The organism is Kitasatospora sp. NPDC101447, from assembly GCF_044767225.1.
GTDB lineage: Bacteria > Actinomycetota > Actinomycetes > Streptomycetales > Streptomycetaceae > Kitasatospora.
In genome coordinates this window covers 32,945-53,190 of record NZ_JBIWNL010000001.1, presented here as the reverse complement: position 1 = coordinate 53,190, position 20,246 = coordinate 32,945, and the positions used below count along the sequence as shown (strand labels likewise).

Annotated in this window: 22 protein-coding genes; 11 read left to right on the top strand and 11 right to left on the bottom strand. The window is 75.7% G+C overall.

The features are described from left to right. Positions 1-181 precede the first annotated feature (181 nt). Positions 182-613 carry a YchJ family metal-binding protein gene (locus ACIRST_RS00265; protein WP_350520320.1) on the top strand — a complete coding sequence of 144 codons (432 nt, stop codon included), beginning with the start codon at positions 182-184 and terminating at the stop codon, positions 611-613. A gap of 20 nt (positions 614-633) precedes the next feature. Here the strand turns inward: ACIRST_RS00265 and ACIRST_RS00260 are convergent, their stop codons facing one another. Continuing rightward, a complete protein-coding gene (locus tag ACIRST_RS00260) occupies positions 634-1,599 on the bottom strand; it encodes a polysaccharide deacetylase family protein (RefSeq protein ID WP_350520321.1) in 966 nt (321 codons plus the stop codon). A 256-nt stretch (positions 1,600-1,855) separates the two neighbouring features. Between ACIRST_RS00260 and ACIRST_RS00255 the strand changes: the two genes are divergently transcribed. Beyond that, positions 1,856-2,383, top strand: coding sequence for a GNAT family N-acetyltransferase (locus ACIRST_RS00255; RefSeq protein WP_350520322.1), 528 nt, complete (start codon positions 1,856-1,858; stop codon positions 2,381-2,383). A gap of 87 nt (positions 2,384-2,470) precedes the next feature. On the opposite strand, the gene ACIRST_RS00250 is transcribed toward ACIRST_RS00255, so the two are convergent. Then, on the bottom strand, positions 2,471-3,397 hold the full coding sequence (locus ACIRST_RS00250) for a carbohydrate kinase (protein WP_402798668.1): 927 nt from the start codon (positions 3,395-3,397) through the stop codon (positions 2,471-2,473). 311 nt (positions 3,398-3,708) lie between these two features. On the opposite strand from ACIRST_RS00250, the gene ACIRST_RS00245 reads away from it, so the two are divergent. From ACIRST_RS00245 to ACIRST_RS00235, 3 genes are all read left to right on the top strand, one after another. Continuing rightward, entirely contained in the window at positions 3,709-5,331 is a 1,623-nt protein-coding gene (locus ACIRST_RS00245) for a M1 family metallopeptidase (RefSeq protein WP_402798667.1), read from the top strand. A gap of 291 nt (positions 5,332-5,622) precedes the next feature. Then, positions 5,623-6,051 carry a nuclear transport factor 2 family protein gene (locus ACIRST_RS00240; protein ID WP_402798666.1) on the top strand — a complete coding sequence of 143 codons (429 nt, stop codon included), beginning with the start codon at positions 5,623-5,625 and terminating at the stop codon, positions 6,049-6,051. A gap of 93 nt (positions 6,052-6,144) precedes the next feature. Continuing rightward, on the top strand, positions 6,145-6,381 hold the full coding sequence (locus ACIRST_RS00235) for a hypothetical protein (RefSeq protein WP_402798665.1): 237 nt from the start codon (positions 6,145-6,147) through the stop codon (positions 6,379-6,381). A 62-nt stretch (positions 6,382-6,443) separates the two neighbouring features. Here the strand turns inward: ACIRST_RS00235 and ACIRST_RS00230 are convergent, their stop codons facing one another. The 3 genes from ACIRST_RS00230 to ACIRST_RS00220 form a co-directional block, all read right to left on the bottom strand. Beyond that, positions 6,444-8,063 (bottom strand): sigma-70 family RNA polymerase sigma factor, encoded by a 1,620-nt coding sequence (locus ACIRST_RS00230; RefSeq protein ID WP_402798662.1) that lies wholly within the window; start codon positions 8,061-8,063, stop codon positions 6,444-6,446. 307 nt (positions 8,064-8,370) lie between these two features. Continuing rightward, positions 8,371-9,198 carry a CAP domain-containing protein gene (locus ACIRST_RS00225; protein WP_402798660.1) on the bottom strand — a complete coding sequence of 276 codons (828 nt, stop codon included), beginning with the start codon at positions 9,196-9,198 and terminating at the stop codon, positions 8,371-8,373. Between the two features lie 277 nt (positions 9,199-9,475). Next, positions 9,476-9,955, bottom strand: coding sequence for a GNAT family N-acetyltransferase (locus ACIRST_RS00220; RefSeq protein ID WP_350520328.1), 480 nt, complete (start codon positions 9,953-9,955; stop codon positions 9,476-9,478). Positions 9,956-10,331: 376 nt separating this feature from the next. Here ACIRST_RS00220 and ACIRST_RS00215 point away from each other — a divergent pair, with 376 nt between their 5' ends. From ACIRST_RS00215 to ACIRST_RS00195, 5 genes are all read left to right on the top strand, one after another. After that, positions 10,332-11,906, top strand: a complete 1,575-nt coding sequence (locus ACIRST_RS00215) for an ATP-dependent DNA ligase (protein ID WP_402798658.1) — start codon at positions 10,332-10,334, stop codon at positions 11,904-11,906. Between the two features lie 215 nt (positions 11,907-12,121). Next, entirely contained in the window at positions 12,122-12,340 is a 219-nt protein-coding gene (locus tag ACIRST_RS00210; protein WP_402798656.1) for a ferredoxin, read from the top strand. Positions 12,341-12,500: 160 nt separating this feature from the next. Further along, positions 12,501-13,766, top strand: coding sequence for a cytochrome P450 (locus tag ACIRST_RS00205; protein WP_402798654.1), 1,266 nt, complete (start codon positions 12,501-12,503; stop codon positions 13,764-13,766). Between the two features lie 168 nt (positions 13,767-13,934). Then, on the top strand, positions 13,935-14,099 hold the full coding sequence (locus ACIRST_RS00200) for a hypothetical protein (RefSeq protein ID WP_350520331.1): 165 nt from the start codon (positions 13,935-13,937) through the stop codon (positions 14,097-14,099). A 106-nt stretch (positions 14,100-14,205) separates the two neighbouring features. Further along, the gene (locus ACIRST_RS00195; protein ID WP_350520332.1) at positions 14,206-14,544 is read left to right on the top strand and encodes a hypothetical protein; all 339 of its coding nucleotides are present in this window, start codon (positions 14,206-14,208) and stop codon (positions 14,542-14,544) included. Between the two features lie 52 nt (positions 14,545-14,596). Here the strand turns inward: ACIRST_RS00195 and ACIRST_RS00190 are convergent, their stop codons facing one another. The 4 genes from ACIRST_RS00190 to ACIRST_RS00175 all read right to left on the bottom strand — a co-directional run bounded on the left by ACIRST_RS00190 (position 14,597) and on the right by ACIRST_RS00175 (position 16,679). Beyond that, entirely contained in the window at positions 14,597-15,586 is a 990-nt protein-coding gene (locus ACIRST_RS00190; RefSeq protein WP_402798651.1) for a hypothetical protein, read from the bottom strand. 29 nt (positions 15,587-15,615) lie between these two features. Then, complete coding sequence (locus tag ACIRST_RS00185) at positions 15,616-15,918, bottom strand: DUF427 domain-containing protein (protein ID WP_350520334.1); 303 nt, start codon at positions 15,916-15,918, stop codon at positions 15,616-15,618. 148 nt (positions 15,919-16,066) lie between these two features. Continuing rightward, positions 16,067-16,303 carry a DUF6296 family protein gene (locus tag ACIRST_RS00180; protein ID WP_402798648.1) on the bottom strand — a complete coding sequence of 79 codons (237 nt, stop codon included), beginning with the start codon at positions 16,301-16,303 and terminating at the stop codon, positions 16,067-16,069. Positions 16,304-16,439: 136 nt separating this feature from the next. Further along, the gene (locus tag ACIRST_RS00175; RefSeq protein WP_396546693.1) at positions 16,440-16,679 is read right to left on the bottom strand and encodes a DUF2277 domain-containing protein; all 240 of its coding nucleotides are present in this window, start codon (positions 16,677-16,679) and stop codon (positions 16,440-16,442) included. A 153-nt stretch (positions 16,680-16,832) separates the two neighbouring features. On the opposite strand from ACIRST_RS00175, the gene ACIRST_RS00170 reads away from it, so the two are divergent. Then, positions 16,833-18,056 carry an MFS transporter gene (locus tag ACIRST_RS00170; RefSeq protein WP_402798646.1) on the top strand — a complete coding sequence of 408 codons (1,224 nt, stop codon included), beginning with the start codon at positions 16,833-16,835 and terminating at the stop codon, positions 18,054-18,056. On the opposite strand, the gene ACIRST_RS00165 is transcribed toward ACIRST_RS00170, so the two are convergent. Together ACIRST_RS00165 and ACIRST_RS00160 are read right to left on the bottom strand one after the other, a co-directional pair. Continuing rightward, positions 18,053-18,580, bottom strand: a complete 528-nt coding sequence (locus ACIRST_RS00165; protein ID WP_402798644.1) for a gamma carbonic anhydrase family protein — start codon at positions 18,578-18,580, stop codon at positions 18,053-18,055. The two genes, ACIRST_RS00170 and ACIRST_RS00165, sit on opposite strands and share 4 nt — an antisense overlap. Positions 18,581-18,637: 57 nt before the next feature. Beyond that, positions 18,638-19,975 (bottom strand): serine hydrolase domain-containing protein, encoded by a 1,338-nt coding sequence (locus tag ACIRST_RS00160; protein ID WP_402798641.1) that lies wholly within the window; start codon positions 19,973-19,975, stop codon positions 18,638-18,640. Between the last annotated feature and the right edge of the window lie 271 nt (positions 19,976-20,246).

Below are 20,246 nucleotides of genomic sequence, written 5' to 3'. Positions count from 1 at the left end.
GGCGGGCGGGGTTGCGGGCGCCCCTCCCGCCCCCCATTAAAAACCCCCCGGCCCGCCCCCCCCCCCCCCGGCGCCCCCCCCCCCCCGGGGGGGGGGGGGCCCCCTCCCGCGCTCCGGGGCCCGGGACTCCGCCGGGCCCCGGGCTGCGGGGGTCGCGTCGCGGTGGGGGAGAATGGACCGCATGTCCCGACGTCGCTCCGCGCCCCGCTCCGCCGCTCCGCGGCTGCTGCCCTCCTCTCCCTGCCCGTGCGGCCTGCCCGCCGCCTACGGCGACTGCTGCGGCCGACTGCACCGCGGCCAGGCGGCGGCGACCACCGCGGAGTCGCTGATGCGCTCCCGGTTCAGCGCCTTCGCCGCGCAGGACGAGGCGTACCTGCTGCGGACCTGGCACCCGGACACCCGGCCCGCCGAGGTCGACTTCGACCCGGCGCTGCGCTGGACCCGGCTGGAGGTGCTCTCCACCACCGAGGGCGGGGCGTTCCACGCGGCGGGCACGGTCGCCTTCCGGGCGCACTGGACCGAGGGCGACGAGGAGGGCGTGCTCGCCGAGAACAGCCGCTTCGTGCGGCACGAGGGCGCCTGGGTGTACCTCGACGCCCTCTCGCTCGGCTGAGCCGACCCTCGGGAGCGCGCCTACAGGTAGTCGTCCAGCCGGCCCAGCGTGAAGCCGGCCGCGGTGACGTCGTTGACGACCTTGCGCAGCAGGTCCGGCATGGTCGCCTTCCAGATGTCGGTGCCCCGGAAGTGGGTGAGGATGATGTCGCCCGGGTGCAGCTGCCGGTCGTCGTAGCGCCACTCCATGTGGTCCGGGAAGGCCTCCTCGTTCCACATCGGCACCGCCTGCACCCCGCAGGAGGCCGCCGCGCGCAGCGTGTCGTCGTTGTACTCGCCGTACGGCGGCCGGAACAGCCGGGGGCGGACGCCGATCTGCTGCTCCAGCTGGTCCTGCTGGTTGCAGATCTCCTGGCGCTGGGTCTCGTAGTCCAGGACCTTCAGGTTGCGGTGGTTGATCGTGTGGTTGTTGATCTCCACGCCCTGGGCGTGCAGGTCCCGGAAGTAGCCGTAGTCCTCGCGGGCGAGGTAGTCGGACACGAAGGCACTGATCGGCACCCCCAGCTCCGCGGCCATCCGGGAGAACGCGGGGTCCTTCTCCGCGCCGTCGTCGACGGTCAGGAAGACCACCTTGTCGTCGGTCGGCACCCGGTAGACCACCGGCGGGCGGTCCTCCGCGAGCTTGACGCCCTGGGCGGGGGTGAGCCGGGCCCGGGTCGCCGGACGCGGCAGGGCCTTCAGCGGCGGGCGCTCCAGGCCCCAGCGCTGCGCGGTCTCCAGCGCAGTCCGGGCGGCCGCCTCCTGGCGGGCCACCGCCGCGCTGCCGGCCTCCTCCTCCTGGCGGGCCAGGCCGGGCAGCACCGGGGGCGCCGCCGGGCGGGCGGCGCCGTGGCCGACGGCCTCGACGGCGGGCACCGGCTCCCCCTTGGCGGCGTCCGCCCCAGCCGGGGCGGCCTTCGGCCCGGCGGTCCGCGCGGTCCCGGCCGGACCGGAACAGCCGGCGATGACGGCGCCGAGGCAGACGGTGACCAGCAAGCCGGTCCGCACCGCGCTCCGGCGTCGCTGACTCCCCCTCAAACCCCCATTATTCAGACAATCTGATGGTCTATCCATAGCTGCACTGCTCCCCCGCCACGCACCCCCGCCAATCCCTCCATCACCCGTGCGGGGCAACGGCGCGCCGGACGCCTTGCCGTTCCTTTGCCGTCCACCGCCGTGGCAGGCCGCTCCAGGGGCCGTCGGGCCCGCCGGGGACCCGGAAAACCCCTTGCGACGGCGACGGCACGGAACGGATCATGCGCGCATGACCGACACCGCGCCCCTCCGCCCCGACCTCTGGTCCGTCACCACCGCCGACGTGACCACCCCCGAGGCCCTGGAGCTGCTGCGCGAGTACTACTACGACGTGGCCAACCGCTACTACCGCCTGCACCTCGGGCGGGAGGGCACCCCGGAACAGTTGGAGTCCGGCCTGGCCGGCTCCCCGAGCGACGACCTCGTCGCGCCCGACGGCCTGTTCCTGATCGGCCGCCACGACGGCGTCGCCCACTCCTGCGCCGGCCTGCGCCGGCTCGACGCCACCACCGTCGAGCTGACCCGCGTCTACGTCCGCCCCGGCCTGCGCGGCACCGGCGGCGGCGCCCGCCTGCTCGCCGCCGTCGACGAGGCCGCGCGCTCGCTCGGCGCCGACCGGATCGTGCTCGACACCCGCCGCGACCTGGTCGAGGCCTGCGCGCTCTACCTCCGGCACGGGTACCACGAGATCCCGGCCTACAGCAGCGGGCCGTACGCCGAGGTCTGGTACGCCAAGGAGCTCACCGTCCGCGCGTAGCAGGGGTGTCGGGCGGGGGTGTCGCTCAGCGGTGGGGCCGCCGCGAGGGACCGGCTGCACCGGGCTCGGTCGCCGGGGCGGCCGGGGCTACACCGCGTCGACCTCCGCCGCCGGGCCCGCCGCGAGGGCGGCCGCCAGCTCGGCCGCCGAGGGCGGGTTGGCGCCCGGCCGGGAGACGGTCAGGGCCGCGGCCGTCACCGCGTGGGTCAGGCAGGCCCGGAGGTCGGCGCCGCCGGCCCGGGTGTGCAGGAAGGCGGCCATGAAGGAGTCCCCGGCGCCGACGGTGTCCGCGACCGGCACCGGGACGGCCGCCGCCTCGGCCCGGACGCCCTCGGCGGTGCGGGCGAACGCGCCGTCGGCGCCCAGCGTCACCGCCACCACGGCGGGGCCGAGGGCCAGCCAGCGCTCCGCGACCGCCTCGGGCCGCTCGCCCGGGTAGAGCCAGGCCAGGTCCTCGTCGCTCGCCTTGACCAGGTCACTCAGCGCCACGCAGCGCTCGACCCGCCGGACGGCCTCCGCCCGGTCGCCCATCAACGCGGGGCGCACATTGGGGTCGTAGCTGATCTGCGTGCGCCCGCGCCACCGCTCCACCAGGGCCAGCACGGTGGCCGCGCCCGGCTCGGTGACGGCGCCGATCGAGCCCAGGTGGATCGCGGCGGGCGGCTGCGCGAGGTCGGTCCGCACCGGCTCGGCCGACGGCAGCGTCCAGCCGATGTCGAAGGTGTACCGGGCGCGGCCCTGCCCGTCCAGCCGCACCACGGCCGAGGGCGTCCGGGCCACCTCGGCGGCCCGCACCCGCACGCCCGCCGACTCCAGGTGCGCCCGGATCAGCCGGCCGTTGGCGTCCGGCCCCAGTTCGGTCAGCAGCGTGGCCGGGCGGCCGAGCCGCGCCAGGCCGTACGCGACGTTGGCGGGACTGCCGCCGGGGTGCACCCGGTCCGGGACGCCGTCGGCACGGACGACGTCCGCGACGCACTCGCCGATCACCAGGACACGGGAGGCTGGACTGGTCACGGCGGCTCCTGGCATCCGGTACGGGGGCGTCGTCTCGCCCGCCAGCCTACGGGGTGCGCCAGGGCATGGAAGTACGGCCGCCGGACCTGGCCAGGAGTTCCGACGGCCGTGGCCCCGTCCGTCAGGGGACGAAGCACTCCCGACGTTAGACGGCCCCTGGGGGCCGCGCCAGCACGGTGGGCCGTCCGGGCGACGACGGTGTGTCGTCGGATCCCGCGGATCGGCCCCCCGCCGGCCCGGCCGTCCACTAGCATCCGTGCGCGGTACTCCTGTCCCGGCGGCCCCCGCACCCGCTCCACGCGCGAAGTGCGGTGACCCCCTTGTCCAAACCCCGCGCCGGCCTCGCCCTGTCGCTGGTGCTCAGCGCGGCGCTGCTGTCCGCGAGCGTCCCGTCGGCCGGTGCCGCCGGGCTGGGCGATCCGGTCTTCCCCTCGCTCGGGAACACCGGGTACCGGGCGCTCGCGTACGACCTGGCCTTCGACTACCGGGCCGACACCCGCACCGTGGACGGCACCGCCGTGATCACCGTCCGGCCCGACCGCACCCTCGCCCACCTGGAGCTGGACGCGCTCGGCCTGACCGTGCACGCCGTCCGGGTCGGCGACCGCCCCGCGGACTTCGCGACCCACGACGAGAAGCTGACCGTCACCCCCGCCGGGCCGTTCCGAGCGGGCACCACCACCGAGTTGACGGTCGAGTACACCGCGGACCCGCGGGCCGCGCTGCCCCACACGGGCTGGGTGCCCACGCCGGACGGCTTCGCGGTGGCCGCCCAGCCCCGGAGCGCCCACACCGTGTTCCCCTGCGACGACCACCCCGGCGACAAGGCCCGGTTCACCATCGCGGTGACCGCACCGAACGCCCTCCTGGGCGTCGCCAACGGCGAGTTGACGCAGACCGAGCCGCACCCCGACGGCCGGACCACCCGCCGGTACGTCTCCCGCGAGCCGATGGCCACCGAACTCGTCCAGGTCGCGGTCGGCGACTACACCGTCCGCGAACGCACCGGCCCGCACGGCCTGCCGCTGCGCGACGTCGTCCCGACCGCGCGGGCCGCCGAACTGGAGCCGGCGCTGGCCCTGACCGCCGACCAACTGGCCTGGGCCGAGGCCCACCTGGGCCCCTTCCCGTTCGAGGCCTACGGCATCCTGCCGGTCGACACCGACGCACCGGACGCGTTCGCCTTCACCGGCCTGGAGACCCAGACCCTGACCCTCTACAAGCCGGACTTCCTGCGCCGGCCGGAGGCGGAGATCGGCCCGCACATGATGCACGAGCTGGTGCACTCCTGGTTCGGCGACAGCGTCTCCCCCGCCAGGTGGTCCGACCTCTGGCTGAACGAGGGCCACGCCGACTTCTACGGCCTGCTGTACCGCTTCGACCGCGGCTGGCCGGACGACCGGGGCCGCACCACGCTGACCGACCGGATGCGCGACGTCTACCGCCTCGGCGACCGGTCGCGGCACGACTCCGGGCCGGTCGCCTCCCCGACCGCCGCGAACCTCTTCGACGGCCAACGCTACGCGGGCGGCGTGCTGGTGCTGTTCGCCCTGCGCGAGAAGGTCGGCCAGGACACCTTCGACCGGATCGAGCGCACCTTCCTGCGCGAGCACCGGTACGGGAACGCGACCACCGAGGACTACGTGCGCACGGCGTCCGAGGTGTCCGGGGAGGACCTGGGCGGCTTCCTCCACGACTGGCTGTACGGGATGCGCACCCCGCCGATGCCGGGACACCCGGACTGGACCGTGGACCCGGCGGGGGACGCTCCGGGCGCGGCCGCGAAGGGCGCGGACACCGGGGCCACGGGAGCCACCGGTGCCGCGGCGGTCGTGGGGGCGGCGGGGTCCGGGGCCGCGGGCGCCGCCGTCCGGGAGGGCGGGACCGGGGTGGCGGACGGGGCGGGGGTGGCCCGGGGCCCGGGAACGCCCTGACGGCGCCGCTGGGGCGGCTGTTGCACGCCCCGGCGCGCCGGTGTGCGTCCGGCCGCCGCGTGCGCGCCGCTGACCGGCGGGGACGGCCGGGGCCATGGTGGTTCCCACGGCCCGCCCGCCGCCCGGCCTGAGTCCCGGTCGGCGCGCGGGCCGTCCAGCTTGCGCGCGTCCTCACCGCGCTCGGCCCGCCCGGGCCCGCCCCCTCCCCCGCTCCGGCCGGTTGTCAGTGGCCGGTGCTAGCGTTCCCTGCACGATCGAGGAACGGTCGGGAAGCGAACGGGGGGATTTCTCATGGGTGTTGAGCTGCGGGAGTTCGGCGTCGAGGTCTACGACCGCTGGACGGCGCTGTGGAACGGCGAGCTGGCGCTGGCCGAGAAGATCATGGCGCCCGACTTCACCCTGCGGTACACGCAGGCGGGCTCGGAGATCTTCGACGAGGTGCGGACGCCGGCGGGGCTGGCCGAGGTGATCCGGCAGTGGCACGCCAAGCGGTCGGAGCTGCGGTTCGCGGCCGAGGGCGTCGCGGTGGTGGATCTGGAGTCGGTCGACGGGGCGGTGTCGGGGCTGGTGGCCCGGCCGTACCTGGCGAGCTTCTCGGACGGCGAGGGCGGCGTGGTGGCGCGCAGCGGGACGGACATCCTGCGGCTCGACGGCGGGCTGATAACCGAGGTGTGGTCGGTCTCCTCCGGCTCCTCCGGGCGGACCTTCTACCGGACCTGACACTCCGTCGGCACGCCGGGTCGGAGGGTGTGCGGGGGCGGCCCTGGTGGGCCGCCCCCGTAACCCTTCCGGCGCAGCGTCGTTGGACCGGCCATGAAGAAGCGCAGCATGCTCGCCGTCGCCTCGCTCGCCGTGGGTGTCGTGGCCTCCCTCACCGCGCCGAGTGCGCACGCCAGCGCCGTGGGCGGTCAGGAGGGTCTGCCCGGGCCGCTGAGCAGCGCGCCCGAGGTGCTGCCCGGCCAGGTCGGCGACGCGGGCGGTGTGGTCGGGCACGCCACCGGCTTCGTGACCGGGTCGGCGGACGGACTGGTCGGGGTCACCCCCGCCTAGTCACCCCGGCCTAGTCACGCCCGCCCCGCCGTCTCGACCCGTACCGGGGCCGCCCCGTCCGGTCAGGACATCGGGGCTCCGAGGTCCTGGGTCCAGTAGGTGGTGCCGGTCGGGCTGGTGGCCAGGCCGACGCCGACGTCCTTGAAGCCGCAGTCGAGCATGTTCGACTGGTGGATGCCGCCGTCCATCCAGTGGGCGACGACCGTGGCCGGGGCGGTGGGGCCCCGGTCGAGGTTCTCGCCCCACTGGGACCAGCGGTAGCCGGCGGCGGTGATCCGGGCGTCGGTGCGGACACCGTCCGGGTTGACGTGGTCGAAGAAGCCGCGGGCGGCCATGTCGTCCGAGTGCTTCTGCGCGGCGGAGTGCAGCCGGGGGTCGATCCGCAGCGGAGCACAGCCCACCTTGGCACGTTCGGCGTTGACCAGGTCGACCAGCTGGCGTTCCGGGTTGGCGACCGGCGCGGGGGCGACCGTACGGGTCGGGGTCGGCGTGGGTGTCGGCGTCGGGGTGGCCGTCGCGGTGGGGGTCTCCGTGGGCGTCGGTGTGGGCACCGGCGTCGGGGCGACCGCCACGGGCGCGGGGGCGACGCTCGGGATGTCCAGGGCGGTGTCCTGGGCGGCCGCGGGGGCGGTCGGCTCCGGTGCGGCCGCCGCCGGGGGCTCGCTGTGCTGCGGCCACACCAGCGCGAGGGTGGTCACGGCCACCGCCGCCGCCGCGCCGCTCACCAGGACGGCCTTCCGGGCGGCGGTGCCGGCCCAGCCGCCGTGCCCGCCGGCACCGGCGTGCGCACCCGCTCCCGTACCGGATCCGGCGCCCGAGCCCGTGCCTGCGCCTGAAGCGGCGCCCGAGCCGGCGGCGCTCTGGGCGGCGACGGCGGCCGCGGTGTGCTGGAAGTGGAGCAGGAGCGGCGAGCCGTGCGGGATCGGCACCAGGGCGAGGCCGGCCAGCAGCCCCTCCGCGGGGAAGAGGTCGCGGCCGAGGCCGTCGCAGCCGGCGCAGCCGCGGATGTGACGGGCTATGCGCTTGCGCCAGACCGAGTTCGGGGTGCCGTCGAATCCGGCGGTCATCTCGGTCAGTTCGGGACAGCGGGGGTAGGCGCTGAGGGCGCGGACGACGACCCGGCCGGCCTCCAGCTGCTTCTTCATCCGCTGGACGCGGACGGCGGTGTGCGCCGGGCTCAGGTCGAGCGCTTCGGCGAGCTCGGCGCGGGTGAGGTCGCCCGCGGCCTCCAGCCACCACAGGGAGAGCAGTTCGCGGTCGTCGGGGTCGAGCCAGCGGGTCGCTTCGGCGACCTCGCGGCGCTGGCCGGAGAGGCCGAGCCGCAGGATGGTCAGGTCGGTGAAGTCGGCCCGGGGGTCGGCGACCTCCCAGGTCTCGTCCAGCCCGCCGACGGCCTGTTGCAAACCGGCGGCATGACGGCGGCGGACCTGGTTCATGGTGATGGCGACCAGCCAGGAGCGGAACGAGTCCGGGTCGCGGAGCCCGTCCAGACCGTCCAGGGCTCGGATCATGGTCTCCTGCGCGACGTCGTCGACGTCGGCGTGGCCGCCGAGGGCGCGTCCGGCCACGTTGTAGACGAGCGGCAGCCAGGCGGCGACCAGCGCCTCCTGGGCCTGCCGGTCGCCGGCCTGCGCCGCGAGCACCAGGGTGCTCCCGGTCCTGTTCTGCACATCAGCGTTCATGGTCCGCACTCCGTCTTGCCGTGTTTCCGTCCGCCGCTGCCTCCTCGGAGACCTGTGGGGAGTGATCAGATAACAACAATGTGCGCGGAATCGGAAAATCGGCCCGGCCCGGAAGCGGATCGGGCCGGAACGGAGTGTCGTCGGATCGGTTCGGTGGTGTCCGATCGGTTCGTGGTCGGTTTCGTGCTCGGGGCCGGGTTTCGTCGTGGGGGCGGGGTTTCGGGGTCCGGGTCAGGTTCGGGGGTCGGGGGTCGGGGGTCGCGTTACGTAACCGAGGCCGAGGGCCGGGGTCAGCGTCGGGGGCCGGTCAGGCCGGTGCGGCGAACACCTGGGTCCACCACGGACCGCCGGAACCGGTCCGCACGCCCACGCCGAGCTGCTTGAACGCGCAGTTCAGGATGTTGGCGCGGTGGCCCGGGCTGTTCATCCAGGCGTCCATCACCGCGGCCGGGTCCTTCTGGCCGCGGGCGATGTTCTCGCCCCAGGTGCTCCAGCGGTAGCCGGTGGCCTCGATCCGGTGGTCGGCGTGGTAGCCCTCGGGGCTCGCGTGGTCGAAGTAGTTGCGGTTCGCCATGTCGTCGCTGTGCGACTGGGCCGCGGTGGCCAGCTTGGGGTCGGCGGTGACCGGCCCGCAACCGGCCTTGGCGCGCTCGACGTTGACCAGGTCCACGACCGCCTGGGCGTCCGAGGGGGCGGCGCCGCCGCCGACCGGGGTGGCCGGTCCGGTCGCGCTGCGCTGGGCGGCGGCCGCCCCGGCGGGGGTCGCGGTCCGGGTCGCGCTCGCGGTCGCCTTGGCGGCGGTCGCGGAGGGGGTCGGGGTGGCGGTGGCGGTCGCCGTCGGGGTGGGGGTGGCGGTCTCGGTCGGCGTCGCCGGGGCGCTCGGGGTGGCCGCCGGACCGGTCGTGGCCGCGCCGGACGGCGGCACCGGGGCGGTCGCGTTCGCTCCTCCGGCACCGGGGACCTGGATGCCGTCGTGCGTGCCGATCTCGGCCGCGATCAGCACGTCGGCGGCCATCGCCTGGCCCATGACGTCCCGATCGGTCTGCTTGCCGCCGTACGCGGCGTAGCCGGCGCCGGCGAGCGCGGCGATCAGCCCCGTCCCGGCGACGGCCGCGACCACCGCGGTGACCGGCACGAACCCGCCGCGGCGACCCCGCCGGCCACGGCCGGCGTGTCGCTGGGCGGCCCGCCTCGCGGCCCGGCCACCGGACCGGCCCCGGCCGCCCTCACCGCCGTCGCCCGCGCCTCGGTCACCACCGGTCGCCGGGAGGATGGTCGTCCTGTCGTCGCTGTTCACGTGGTCACGCTTCCTGTTCCGGGTCGGCTGGTCGAGTGTCGACACCTGGGAGACCTCCCGGCGGCGGGCGGATAACAGAAAGTCCGAACGAATGTCCGGCGACCCGGTCACCATCTCAGCGCATCGGGGCGTCCGGGGCCATGTCGTAGGTGAGGAACTGGGTCCGAACGGCGACCTGGTCGTACTTGCCACGGGCCCGGTAGTTGGTCTCGGAGGTGATCCACCGGACGGTGTTCCAGCCGCGCTCGGCGGCGATCTCCCGCAGCCGGGCCAGCAGCTGGTCCACCGCCCCGCCGCCCCGGACGTCCGGCGCGACGAAGAGGTCGTCCAGGAAGCAGCCGACGGCCCCGTGCAGCGGACGGGCGAACGGCCGGTAGTGGGCGAGCCCGACCGGCGTCCCGTCGCCGTCCCGCACCAGCAGCCCGTCCAGCTCGTGGTCCTTGTCGGTGAGCCAGGACCACACCAGCTCGGCCTTCTCCTCGGGGCACGGCAACCGGTAGAACTCGCAGTACCCGCGGAAGAGTTCACGCCAGGCGGCGAACTCGTCGGCCTCGGGCGCGCCCACGCTCCAGCGGACGGTGGGGGTGTCGCTCATCTCGGTCTCCTCGGGGTCGGGGCGGCTTGCGGGCCCAGCATGACGCCCCGTCGGCCCGCATCCGATCTCCACCCCGGCCAAGACCACCGGCCCGGCACTCCACTCCGGCACTTGGGAAGGCGGGCCGCACCGGGTCGTCCCCATGGGCCCGTGGGCCGGTCCCACGGGCGGGCCGCCACCCGTCGGGTGCGGCGACGGAGGGTCCTCACCGGATGCGGAGGGTCCTCACCGGATGCGCAGGGTGCGCACCGGACGGAGGGCGCTCACCGGACGAGCCGGGTGCCTCGCCGAGCGGCGGTGCGGCCGGCGGCCGGCGGCCGCGGCAGGGGGTACCCCGCCCGCAGGGCTGCTGAGGCGCGGGCCGCCGGGGGCGCGGATGCTGGGTGGAGGAGGTGGTGTGGTGGCGGGGCTGGAGAGGTTGGCGGCGGCGTCGCGGGCGGTGGCCGCGGAGCCTGGGCGGCGGGCGAAGACGGGGTTGCTGGCCGGGTGTCTGCGGGAGTTGGGGCCGGTGGAGGCGCCGGCGGCGGTGGCCCTGCTGTCCGGGGAGTCGCAGCGGCTGCGGACCGGGGTCGGGCCGGCGGCGCTGCGCGGGTTGCCGGAGCCGGCCGGCGAGGCGTCGCTCGGGGTGCGGGAGGTGGAGCACGAGCTGGAGCGGATCGCGGGGGTGCACGGCGCCGGGGCGCAGGCCGAGCGGCGGCGGCTGTTGCACGGGCTGTTCGGGCGGGCGACCGGGGAGGAACAGGGGTTCCTGCGGGCGGTGCTGGTCGGGGACCTGCGACAGGGGGCGCTGGACGCGGTGGTCGGGGAGGCCGTGGCGCAGGCGGCGGGGGTGCCCTCGGCGGCGGTGCGGCGGGCGCTGATGTTCCGGGGTTCGGCCCGGGCGGTGGCGGAGGCGGCACTGACCGGCGGGGAGGCCGCGCTGACGGCGTTCCGGCTGGAGGTGGGACGGGCCGTGCGGCCGATGCTGGCCGCCTCCGCGCCGGACGTCGCCTCGGCGCTGGACCGCACCGGTCCGGCCGCGCTGGAGTGGAAGCTGGACGGGATCCGGGTGCAGGTGCACCGGGACGGCGACGAGGTCGCGGTGTTCACCCGCAGCCTGGACGACATCACCGCGCGCGTCCCCGAGGTGGCGCAGGCCGCGCTCGCGCTGCCGCTGCACTCGGCAGTGCTGGACGGCGAGGCGATCGCGCTCGGCGCGGACGGGCGGCCACGCCCGTTCCAGGAGACCGCCGCGCGCACCGCGGCCCGGCGCGACCCGGAGCGACTGCGCGCCGAAGTCCCGCTCAGCGTCTTCTTCTTCGACCTGCTGCACCGGGACGGCGAGGACCTGGTGGACCGCCCGGGCCGGGAGCGCTGGGCGGCGCTGGCCGAGGCGGCACCGGCGGACCTGCGGGTAACGCGCACCGAGACCGGGGACCGCGACCTGGCCCTGGCCTTCTTCCGGGACACGCTGGCCCTCGGCCACGAGGGCGTGCTGGTGAAGGACCCGTCGGCGCCGTACGCGGCCGGGCGCCGCGGCATCGGCTGGATCAAGGTGAAGCCCCGGCACACCCTCGACCTGGTCGTGCTGGCCGCCGAATGGGGCAGCGGGCGGCGGCGCGGGTTCCTCAGCAACCTGCACCTGGGCGCCCGGGCGGCGGGCGAGCCGGGGCTCGGCCCCTGGGTGATGCTCGGCAAGACCTTCAAGGGCCTCACCGACGAGACGCTCGCCCGGCAGACCGTCGAGCTGCTCGCCCGGCAGACCGAGCGGGACGCCTGGACGGTGCGGGTCCGTCCGGAGCTGGTGGTCGAGATCGCCTTCGACGGTCTGCAGCGCAGCCCCCGCTACCCCGCCGGCCTCGCCCTGCGGTTCGCCCGGGTGGTGCGCTACCGGCCGGACAAGGACGCCGCCGAGGCCGACACCATCGCGACCGTGCGGGAGATCGCCGCCGCCGAGGGACTGTCGTCGTGAACCCGCCCCGGGGGCGGCGGAACCACTGCTTGTCGGGGTTGCGTCAATTCAAACCCGCTGCGCCGCACGGGCGTTCCGATGTGGGCCGAATCGGCCATTCTCAAGGATCCCGCCACCGCCCCCTCCGTGGACGGAGCAGCGGCGGTTAGGTTGGCAATGACAACGAGAGGCGGCCGCCGGGCAGCCGGCGGCGCACTGGCGAAAGGTGCCCGACCATGCGGGTGAACGTCGACCGGGACCGCTGCTGCAGCTCCGGGATGTGCGTCGTGAACGTTCCCGAGGTCTTCGACCAGGACGAGCAGGACAGTCTGGTGAGACTCCGTCAGACCACCTTCCGGCCCGACCAGTTCGCCGACCTGCGACTCGCCGCCCAGCTCTGCCCGGGCGGCGCGATCACCGTGACCGAGGACGAACCCGCCGCGACCGGCAACTGACCACCCCACCACCCCGCGCCCCCACCACCCCGCGCCCCCACCACGACGTGCCCCCGCCACACCCCAGGCCCACCGCGCCCCGACCCCACCGCACCGAGCGGGCCCGCCGGACCACGGCGGTCGAGCTGCACCGGAGAACACCCACGCAAGGAGCCGCACCTTGACGAGCACACCCACCACCCCCACCACACCCACCACCCCTACCCCCACGACCACCGGCACCACCGGCACCACCGCCGTCCGGATCCCGGCGCCGCACTCGGCCGGCTGCCCGTTCGGCCCGCCCCCCGCGTACACCGACGCCGCCGCCACCGCCGCCGTCACCCGCGCCGACCTGCCGGGGGGCGAGTCCTGCTGGCTGGCCACCGGCTACGCCGAGGTCCGCACCGTCCTGTCCGACCGCCGGTTCAGCGCGGACGCGCGCCACCCCGACTTCCCGCTGCTGGTCCCCGGCAGCCGGGAGATCATCGCCGCGAACCCGAGCTTCCTGCGGCTGGACGACCCCGAGCACGCCCGGCTGCGCCGGATGGTCACCGGGGACTTCCTGGTCAAGCGGGTCGAGGCGATGCGACCGGCCGTCCAGCGGATCGTGGACGAGGCGCTGGACGGGATGACGCTCGGCCGCACCGAGGCCGACCTGGTCGCCGACTTCGCCCTGCCCGTCCCCTCGCTGGTGATCTGCCTGCTGCTCGGAGTCCCCTACGAGGACCGCGAGTTCTTCCAGGCCGTCAGCCGGACCCTGCTCAGCAGCGACAACACCCTGGAGAAGCTCTTCGAGGCGCAGCAGGAGCTGCTGGACTACCTGAGCGCGCTGGCGGCCCGCAAGCGGGAGCAGCCGGAGGACGACATCCTGAGCCGGCTCGCCGTCCGCGACGACCTGACCGCGCACGACGTCGCGAGCACCGGCCTGCTGCTGCTGATCGCCGGGCACGAGACCACCGCGAACATGATCTCGCTGTCCACCGCGCTGCTGCTGGACCGGCCCGACCAGGTCGCCAGGCTGGCGGACCCGGCCGCGCTGCCCGGCGCCGTGGAGGAACTGCTGCGCCACCTCACCATCGTGCACACCGGGCTGCCCCGGGTGGCCCTGGAGGACGTGCAGCTCGGCGCCACGACGATCAGGGCCGGCGAGGGTGTGATCGCGATGATCTCCACCGCCAACCGGGACGAAGCGGTGTTCGGCGACGCCGACCGGCGACCCGCCGACGAGCTGGACCTGGACCGGGACGCCCGGCGGCACATGGCCTTCGGCTTCGGCGTGCACCAGTGCCTCGGCCAGCCGCTGGCCCGCGCCGAGCTGCAGATCGCCCTGGCCACCCTGTTCCGGCGGCTGCCCGGCCTGCGGCTCGCGGTGCCGCGCGCCGAGCTGGCGTTCCGCACCGAGTCGTTCATCCACGGGATGCGGTCGCTGCCCGTGACCTGGTGACCCCACCCGGTCGGGATCCGGACCCGAGGCGCCCGCGGCCCCCGTTCCCCGGTCATCCGGCTGGCCCCGGCGCCGGGGCGGGGGCAGGCTGGAAGGGCGCAAGAGAACCCGGCCCGGCCGCGCCCGCGGCTCGGCGCACCCGGACCGGCCGAGGAAACGGAGCCCACGATGACCGACATGAGCGACCGGTCCGAGGTGAGCACCGACCGCGACGAGGACGTCCGTGCTGCGGACCCCGAGGAGGGCGTCACCTCGATGCAGAACCTGCACGCGCAGGACACCTCGCAGGCGGAAGGCGACGCCATGCTGGACGAACCCGGCCGGCTCGACTGACCGTCCGCCGCCGTACCGACTCGACCGCCCGGTGGGACCGGGCGGTCGCCGCGACCGCAGGTGTCGCTGCCCGGGTGGCGACTCACCGGCGGGGGAGGATAGGCGCATGACCGAACACGACCAAGGCAATCGGCAGGCACGGCCGCCCGCGGACCCGCGCGCGTCGTGGGCGACCTGGACCACCCAGTCGATCATCAGCGGCCCCGGAGGGGTCACCACCTCCGAGGTCGGCCCGATCTCCGGCGACCTCACCGTGCACACCACCTGGGTGGACGGCGAGGCGCGGCTGACCGTCCAGTACACCGGCGCGCTGGACTGGTACACGGTGTCCGGCAGCCCGGTGCCGGCCGCCGACGAGACCACCGCCCGGGCGATACACCAGGCGATGGTGAACGGCGTCAAGACGGGCCGGGGCGCGGGGGCCCCACCACCGCCGGCGTCCTGACCACGTCGGACGTCCCGACCACGGGGGCGGAGGCGCCGGGGGTTCCGGAACCCTACGGCGCCTCCTCGCCCTCCGGCGGCGTGATGCCCTCCGTCGCGGCGCCCTCCGCCGTGGTGCCCTCCGTCGGCGTGCTGCCCCCGGCGGTCGTCCCCTTCACCCTCCCGCCCTTCACCGTCTCGCCCCTCACCGTCGTGCCCTTCGGCGTCGGCGCGGCCGCGGTCCAGTAGGCGCGGTCGGCCGGCCGGCGGGCGCGCAGGTCCACCCGGACCTCGCCGGCCAACCGACGGGTCTCGCGCCGGTTCATGGTGGCGCCGATGCCCGCCCCGACCAGCAGCGGGGTCATCGCGGGCAGGTGGCGCAGGGAACTGCGGGTGAGCCGACGGCCCAGCTGCTTGCGGACCTCCGCGCCGATCGCCAGCGCGGCGAAGCCGGCCGGCCGGACCAGCAGGTTCGCGTCGATCCCGCGGCGGTTGGCCCAGGCCCCGACGTACGCCCCGGCCCGCTGGGAGACGGTGCCCTGCGCCGGGACGCCGTAGACCTCGTGCAGTTCGGCGATCAGTTTGATCTCCACGGCCGCCACCGCGATCGTCTCGGCCGCGATCTCCACTGGCATCGCGGGCGGCACCGGCATCATCGCGGCCGCGCCGACGCCCGCCCCGAGCGCGCCGGAGGCCCGGACGGCTCCGGCGACCAGCCGGTCGGCCAGCTCCTCGGGGAAGGCCGCGCCGGGGTGCTGCGCCCGCAGGGTGGCGAGGTCGCGCACCGGAATCCGCGGGGCGGCCTGCAGCAGCTGCTCGGTGAGGGCCCTGCTGCCGTACGCCGCCCTCCGGGCCGCTCCCCGGGCGGCTCGCCCGCCGGTGCCGAGCAGCCGGGCGGTGTGCGCCACGACGGCCCGGCCCCGGCCGCGCTGCCGCGCCTCGTACGCGGCGGCCGGCTGCTCGCCGACGGGCCGCTCGGCCTCCTCGACCAGTTCGGCGAGCTGCTCGCCCAGGTCCGGCTCGGGGGTCGGCCGGGAACGGCCCGGCCTGCGGAAGACTGCCATGGGGATCAGGTACCCGCGGGGCGAGGACGCTAGTCGGCGCTCGCCGGCGAGTCGGTGACCTCGACCCCGCGCCAGAACGCGACCCGGCCGCGCACGTGCTCGGCCGCGGGCTCCGGGTCGGTGTAGAACCACGCGGCATCGGGGTTGGTCCGCCCGTCCACGTCGAGGGTGTAGTAGCCGGCGGTGCCCTTCCAGCCGCACACCGTGGTCGTCCCGGAGGGCCGCAGGTACTCCGTGCGGACCGACTCGGCCGGGAAGTAGTGGTTTCCCTCGACGACGACGGTGTCCTCGCTCTCGGCGATGACGATGCCCTGCCAACTCGCTGTGGTCATGAGGTGATTGTGCCCGACGGGCGATCACCGCGGGCGCCGTTCCGGGCAGCCCGCTCGGCCCGGAAACGAACGGCCCGGAGACGAACGGCCCGGGACCGAGCGATCCGGAACCGAGCGATCCGGGACCGAACGATCCGAGGTCGGCCGGTCAAGGGAGCGGGTGGGCGTCGACGGGCAGGTGCGGGCTCTGGTGGCCGCCGCTGGCGAGCATCCGGACCTCGCCGGTGTCGCTGATCTCGGCCCGGACGATGCCGCTCTCGTCCTCGTACACCGGATGCCCGCCCGGGCCCGTCGCGCTGGTCCGGCTGACCACCACGACGTCCTGCGGGGCCTGGGTGCCGGGGGTGCCGGGGAAGGTGAGGGCGTAACGCATGGCGGGGTTCATCACCGGATCCTGCTCCCTGTCGGCGTGCGTCCGCGAACGCACGCTCCGATCCACGGACGCCGGTTGCGATCCACGGTACGGTCCACGGCGCGGTCCACGGCGGTCCGCTCCGTCCGCTCCGGCCGCTGCGGCCCGATCACCCGGCGGCGACCTCGGCGGCCCGGGCGTGCGAGCCGCGGACCTCCAGCTCGGCGAGCAGCCGGGCGGTGGCCTCCGCGACCGCGTCCACGGCCCGGTCGAAGGCCTCCCGGTTGTGCGCGGCCGGGGCGCGGAAGCCGGAGACCTTCCGGACGTACTGCAGGGCGGCGGCGCGGAAGTCGTCCTCGCCGGCGTCGGGGGTCACGGGCGGTCGCAGCGTCTTGATGTTGCGGCACATGCACCCAGTCTCGCGCGCGCGGGCCCCACCGGCGACTTCCTCGCGTCACGCGCACCTCACGGGGGCGTCATCCGACCGGATTAGGATGCCGGACGAACGAATTCGTCCGCCGCGCGCTCCCCAGGTCGTCGGCATCACCCCGGAGTCACCCCCTTGCCTCTCGCGCTGCTCGCGCTGGCCGTCACCGCGTTCGCCATCGGCACCACCGAATTCGCCGCCATGGGCCTGCTCCCCCAGGTCGCCGACAGCCTCCACGTCTCGATCCCGCAGGCGGGCTGGCTGATCTCGGCGTACGCGCTCGGGGTGGTGGTCGGCGCGCCGCTGCTCACCGCGCTGGCGGCCGGCCGGCCGCGCAAGGCGGTGCTGGTGGCGCTGGCTGGGCTGTTCGCCACCGGCAACCTGCTGTGCGCGCTCGCGCCCGACTTCTGGACCCTGGCCGCCGCACGGCTGGTCACCGGGCTGCCGCACGGGGCGTTCTTCGGCGCCGGCGCGGTGGCCGCGGCCGAGCTGGTGGCGCCCGACCGGCGGGCCCGCGCGGTGGCGGTGATGTTCTCGGGACTGACCGTGGCCAACATCGTCGGCGTCCCGGCCGCCACCCTGCTCGGGCAGCACCTGGGCTGGCGGGCGACCATGCTGGTGGTCGTGCTGATCGCCGCCGCCGGGACGCTCGCCATCGCCCGGCTGGTGCCCGCGCTGCCCTCCCCCGGCCAGTCCGGGCTCCGGCACGAGCTGCGGGCCTTCCGCAGCGGGCAGCTGTGGCTGGCGCTGGCCACCGTCGTGTTCGGCTGCGGCGGCTTCTTCGCCTGCTACAGCTACATCGCGCCGCTGCTCACCGAGGTCTCCGGCTACGCCACCGGGTCCGTGACCCTGGTGCTGGCGCTGTTCGGGGTCGGGATGACGATCGGCAACGTGCTCGGCGGGTTCGCCGCGGACCGGGCGCTGCGGCCGACGGTCTGCGCGGCGTTCGTGCTGCTCTCCGCCACCCTGGCGCTGTTCGCGGTGACCGCGCACGCCCGGTGGTCGGCGGCCGTGACCGTGGTGCTGATCGGACTGTTCGGCTTCGCGATCGTGCCGGCGGTGCAGACCCTGGTGCTGCAGAAGGCGCGCAGCGCGCCGACGCTGGCCTCGGCGACCGTCCAGGGCGCCTTCAACCTGGCCAACGCCCAGGGCGCCTACTTCGGCGGGCTGGCCCTGGACGCCGGGCTCGGCTGGACCGCGCCGACGCTGGTGGGCGCGGGCCTGGCCGCCTCGGGCGCGCTGGTCGCGGTGCTGGCCTGGGCGGCCGACCGACGGCGGCCCGCCCCCGCCGTCGCGGAACCGGCCGCCGCCCCTGCCGCCGAGCCGGCTGCCGGCCCCGCCGCAGTGGTGACCGGCTAGCGGATCTCGATCTCCCGGTGGGCGTCGGCGAGCAGACGGTAGCCCTCACCGTTGGCCTTGATACCCGTCCGCTCCTCCTCGCTCAGCTCCCGGCGGACCTTCGCCGGGACGCCCGCGACCAGCGAGCCGGGCGGGACGACCATGCCCTGCGGCACCACCGCGCCGGCCGCGACCAGCGAACCGGTGCCGATCCGGGCGCCGTTCAGCACGGTGGCGTTCATGCCCACCAGGACGTCGTCCTCGACGGTGCAGCCGTGCAGCACCGCGTTGTGGCCGACCGAGATCCGCTCGCCGAGCACCAGCGGGAAGCCGGGGTCGGCGTGCAGGGTGCAGTTGTCCTGGATGTTGCTGCCCGCGCCGACGCTGATGGACTCGGCGTCGCCGCGCAGCACCGCGCCGTACCAGATGCTCGCGCCCGCGCCGACGGTCACGTCCCCGACCACGACGGCGTTCGGCGCGACGAAGGCGCCCGGGTCGACGGCGGGCTCCCGGCCCCCGACTGCGGCGATCAGCGGCTCTGCCATGTCTCGTCCTCCTGGTGACGGTCGGCCGTGGTGTCGCCGGTCAGCGTAGGGGGTCGGTCACGGTGCCGGGAGGGCGAGGTCGGGTGCGAGGTCGGGTGCGGGTGCAGGTGCGGGCGCGGGTGCGGCCGTTCCGGTCTGCGGGCCGCACAGCGCGGTCGTGACCACCTTCTGCCAGGCGGCGTCGGCGGTGTCCTGGTCCCGGATGTCGTAGACGGTGGTGTTCCCGGCGAACTGGCGCCTGCCGTCCGCCGAACCCAGCATCATCGTGACGTAGCCGGGGACGCCTCCGACGTGGCCCCAGAAGGTGCCGCAGGGGGTGTCCACCCGCTGCAGGCCGAGACCGTAGGACCGGCCCCCGCCGTGGGCGGTGGTCTGCTGCATGGCGGCGAGTTCGGCCGGGGGCAGCAGGCGGCCGCCGAGCAGGGCCCCGAGGAAGGTGGTCAGGTCGGCGGTGGTGGAGATGCCGGCGCCGGCGGAGCCCGCCATCGTGGGGTCGAGCAGGGTGACGTCGACCGGTCCGGTGTCCGTCCTGTCGTAGCCGTGGGCGTGCGGGCCGGGGATGACGGGCGAGCCGCCGGGCATCCAGGTGTCCCTGAGGCCGAGCGGGCGGATGATCCTGCGGGTCACCTCCTCGGTCCAGGGGCGGCCGGTGAGCTTCTCGACGATCATGCCGATCAGGACGTAGTTGGTGTTGGAGTACTGCCAGTCCGTTCCTGGCGGGAAGGCGGGCGGGTAGCGGTGGGAGACGTCGACGAGGTCCCGGAGGGTGTAGTGCGTGAAGCGGCCGCCGTCGAGCCACTCCGGCCGCCGGTGGTCGAACGCCGGGTCCTGGGTGTAGTCGGCGACGCCGCTGGTGTGGTCGAGCAGCTGCCGGACGGTGATCTCCGTGCTGTTCGGGACGATGCCGGGCAGCAGGCACTCCAGCCGGTCGTCGAGGTCCAGGCGGTGCTCGCCGACGAGCTGGAGCAGCGTGGTGGCGACGAAGGTCTTGGTGGCGCTGCCGATCCGGAAGGCCCCGCGCGGGTCGGCGGGTTCGCCGGTGGTGAGGTCGGCGACGCCGGTGGCGTTGCGCCAGACCAGCCGGCCGTCCTGGCGAACGGCGGCGAGGGCCGAGGTGGCGTAGCCGGGGTCGGTCATCCCGGCGAGGGCCGCGTCGGCGGCCTGCCAGCCGGTACGGCGTTCCGGGGTGTCGGCGGTCGCGGGGCGGACGGCGATCCGGCCGTGGGCGTCACCGCAGCCGGCGGCGGCCGGGAGGCCGAGGGGCCGGGCGACGGCTGCCGGGGCGAGTGCGGCGAGCAGGCCCGCGCCGACGGCGGCGACGACGGCGGTGCGCAGGACCGGGCGGTGGCGCCCGGTCGTCGGAGCGGGCCTGACGGCTGTCGGGGCGGCGGTCATTCCGGTTCTCCCTGGTCTGGGTCGCGGGAGGGTCGACCGGGTTGTGGGCCCGGGTTCCTGACACCATGCCAGAGTTGGGGCCGGCCGCCCCCGCGCCACGGGGCGGAGGGCGACCCGGAACGGACCCGGGGGCCGGGGGGGGCGCCGCCGGCGGGGGGGGGGGGGGGGGGGGGGGGGGGGGGGGGGGCGGCCCGCCCCGCCCCCCCCCCCCCCCCCCGACTGTCGTGACCGGCCCCCGTCGCGGGCAGCCCGGTCCCACGCAGACCACTCA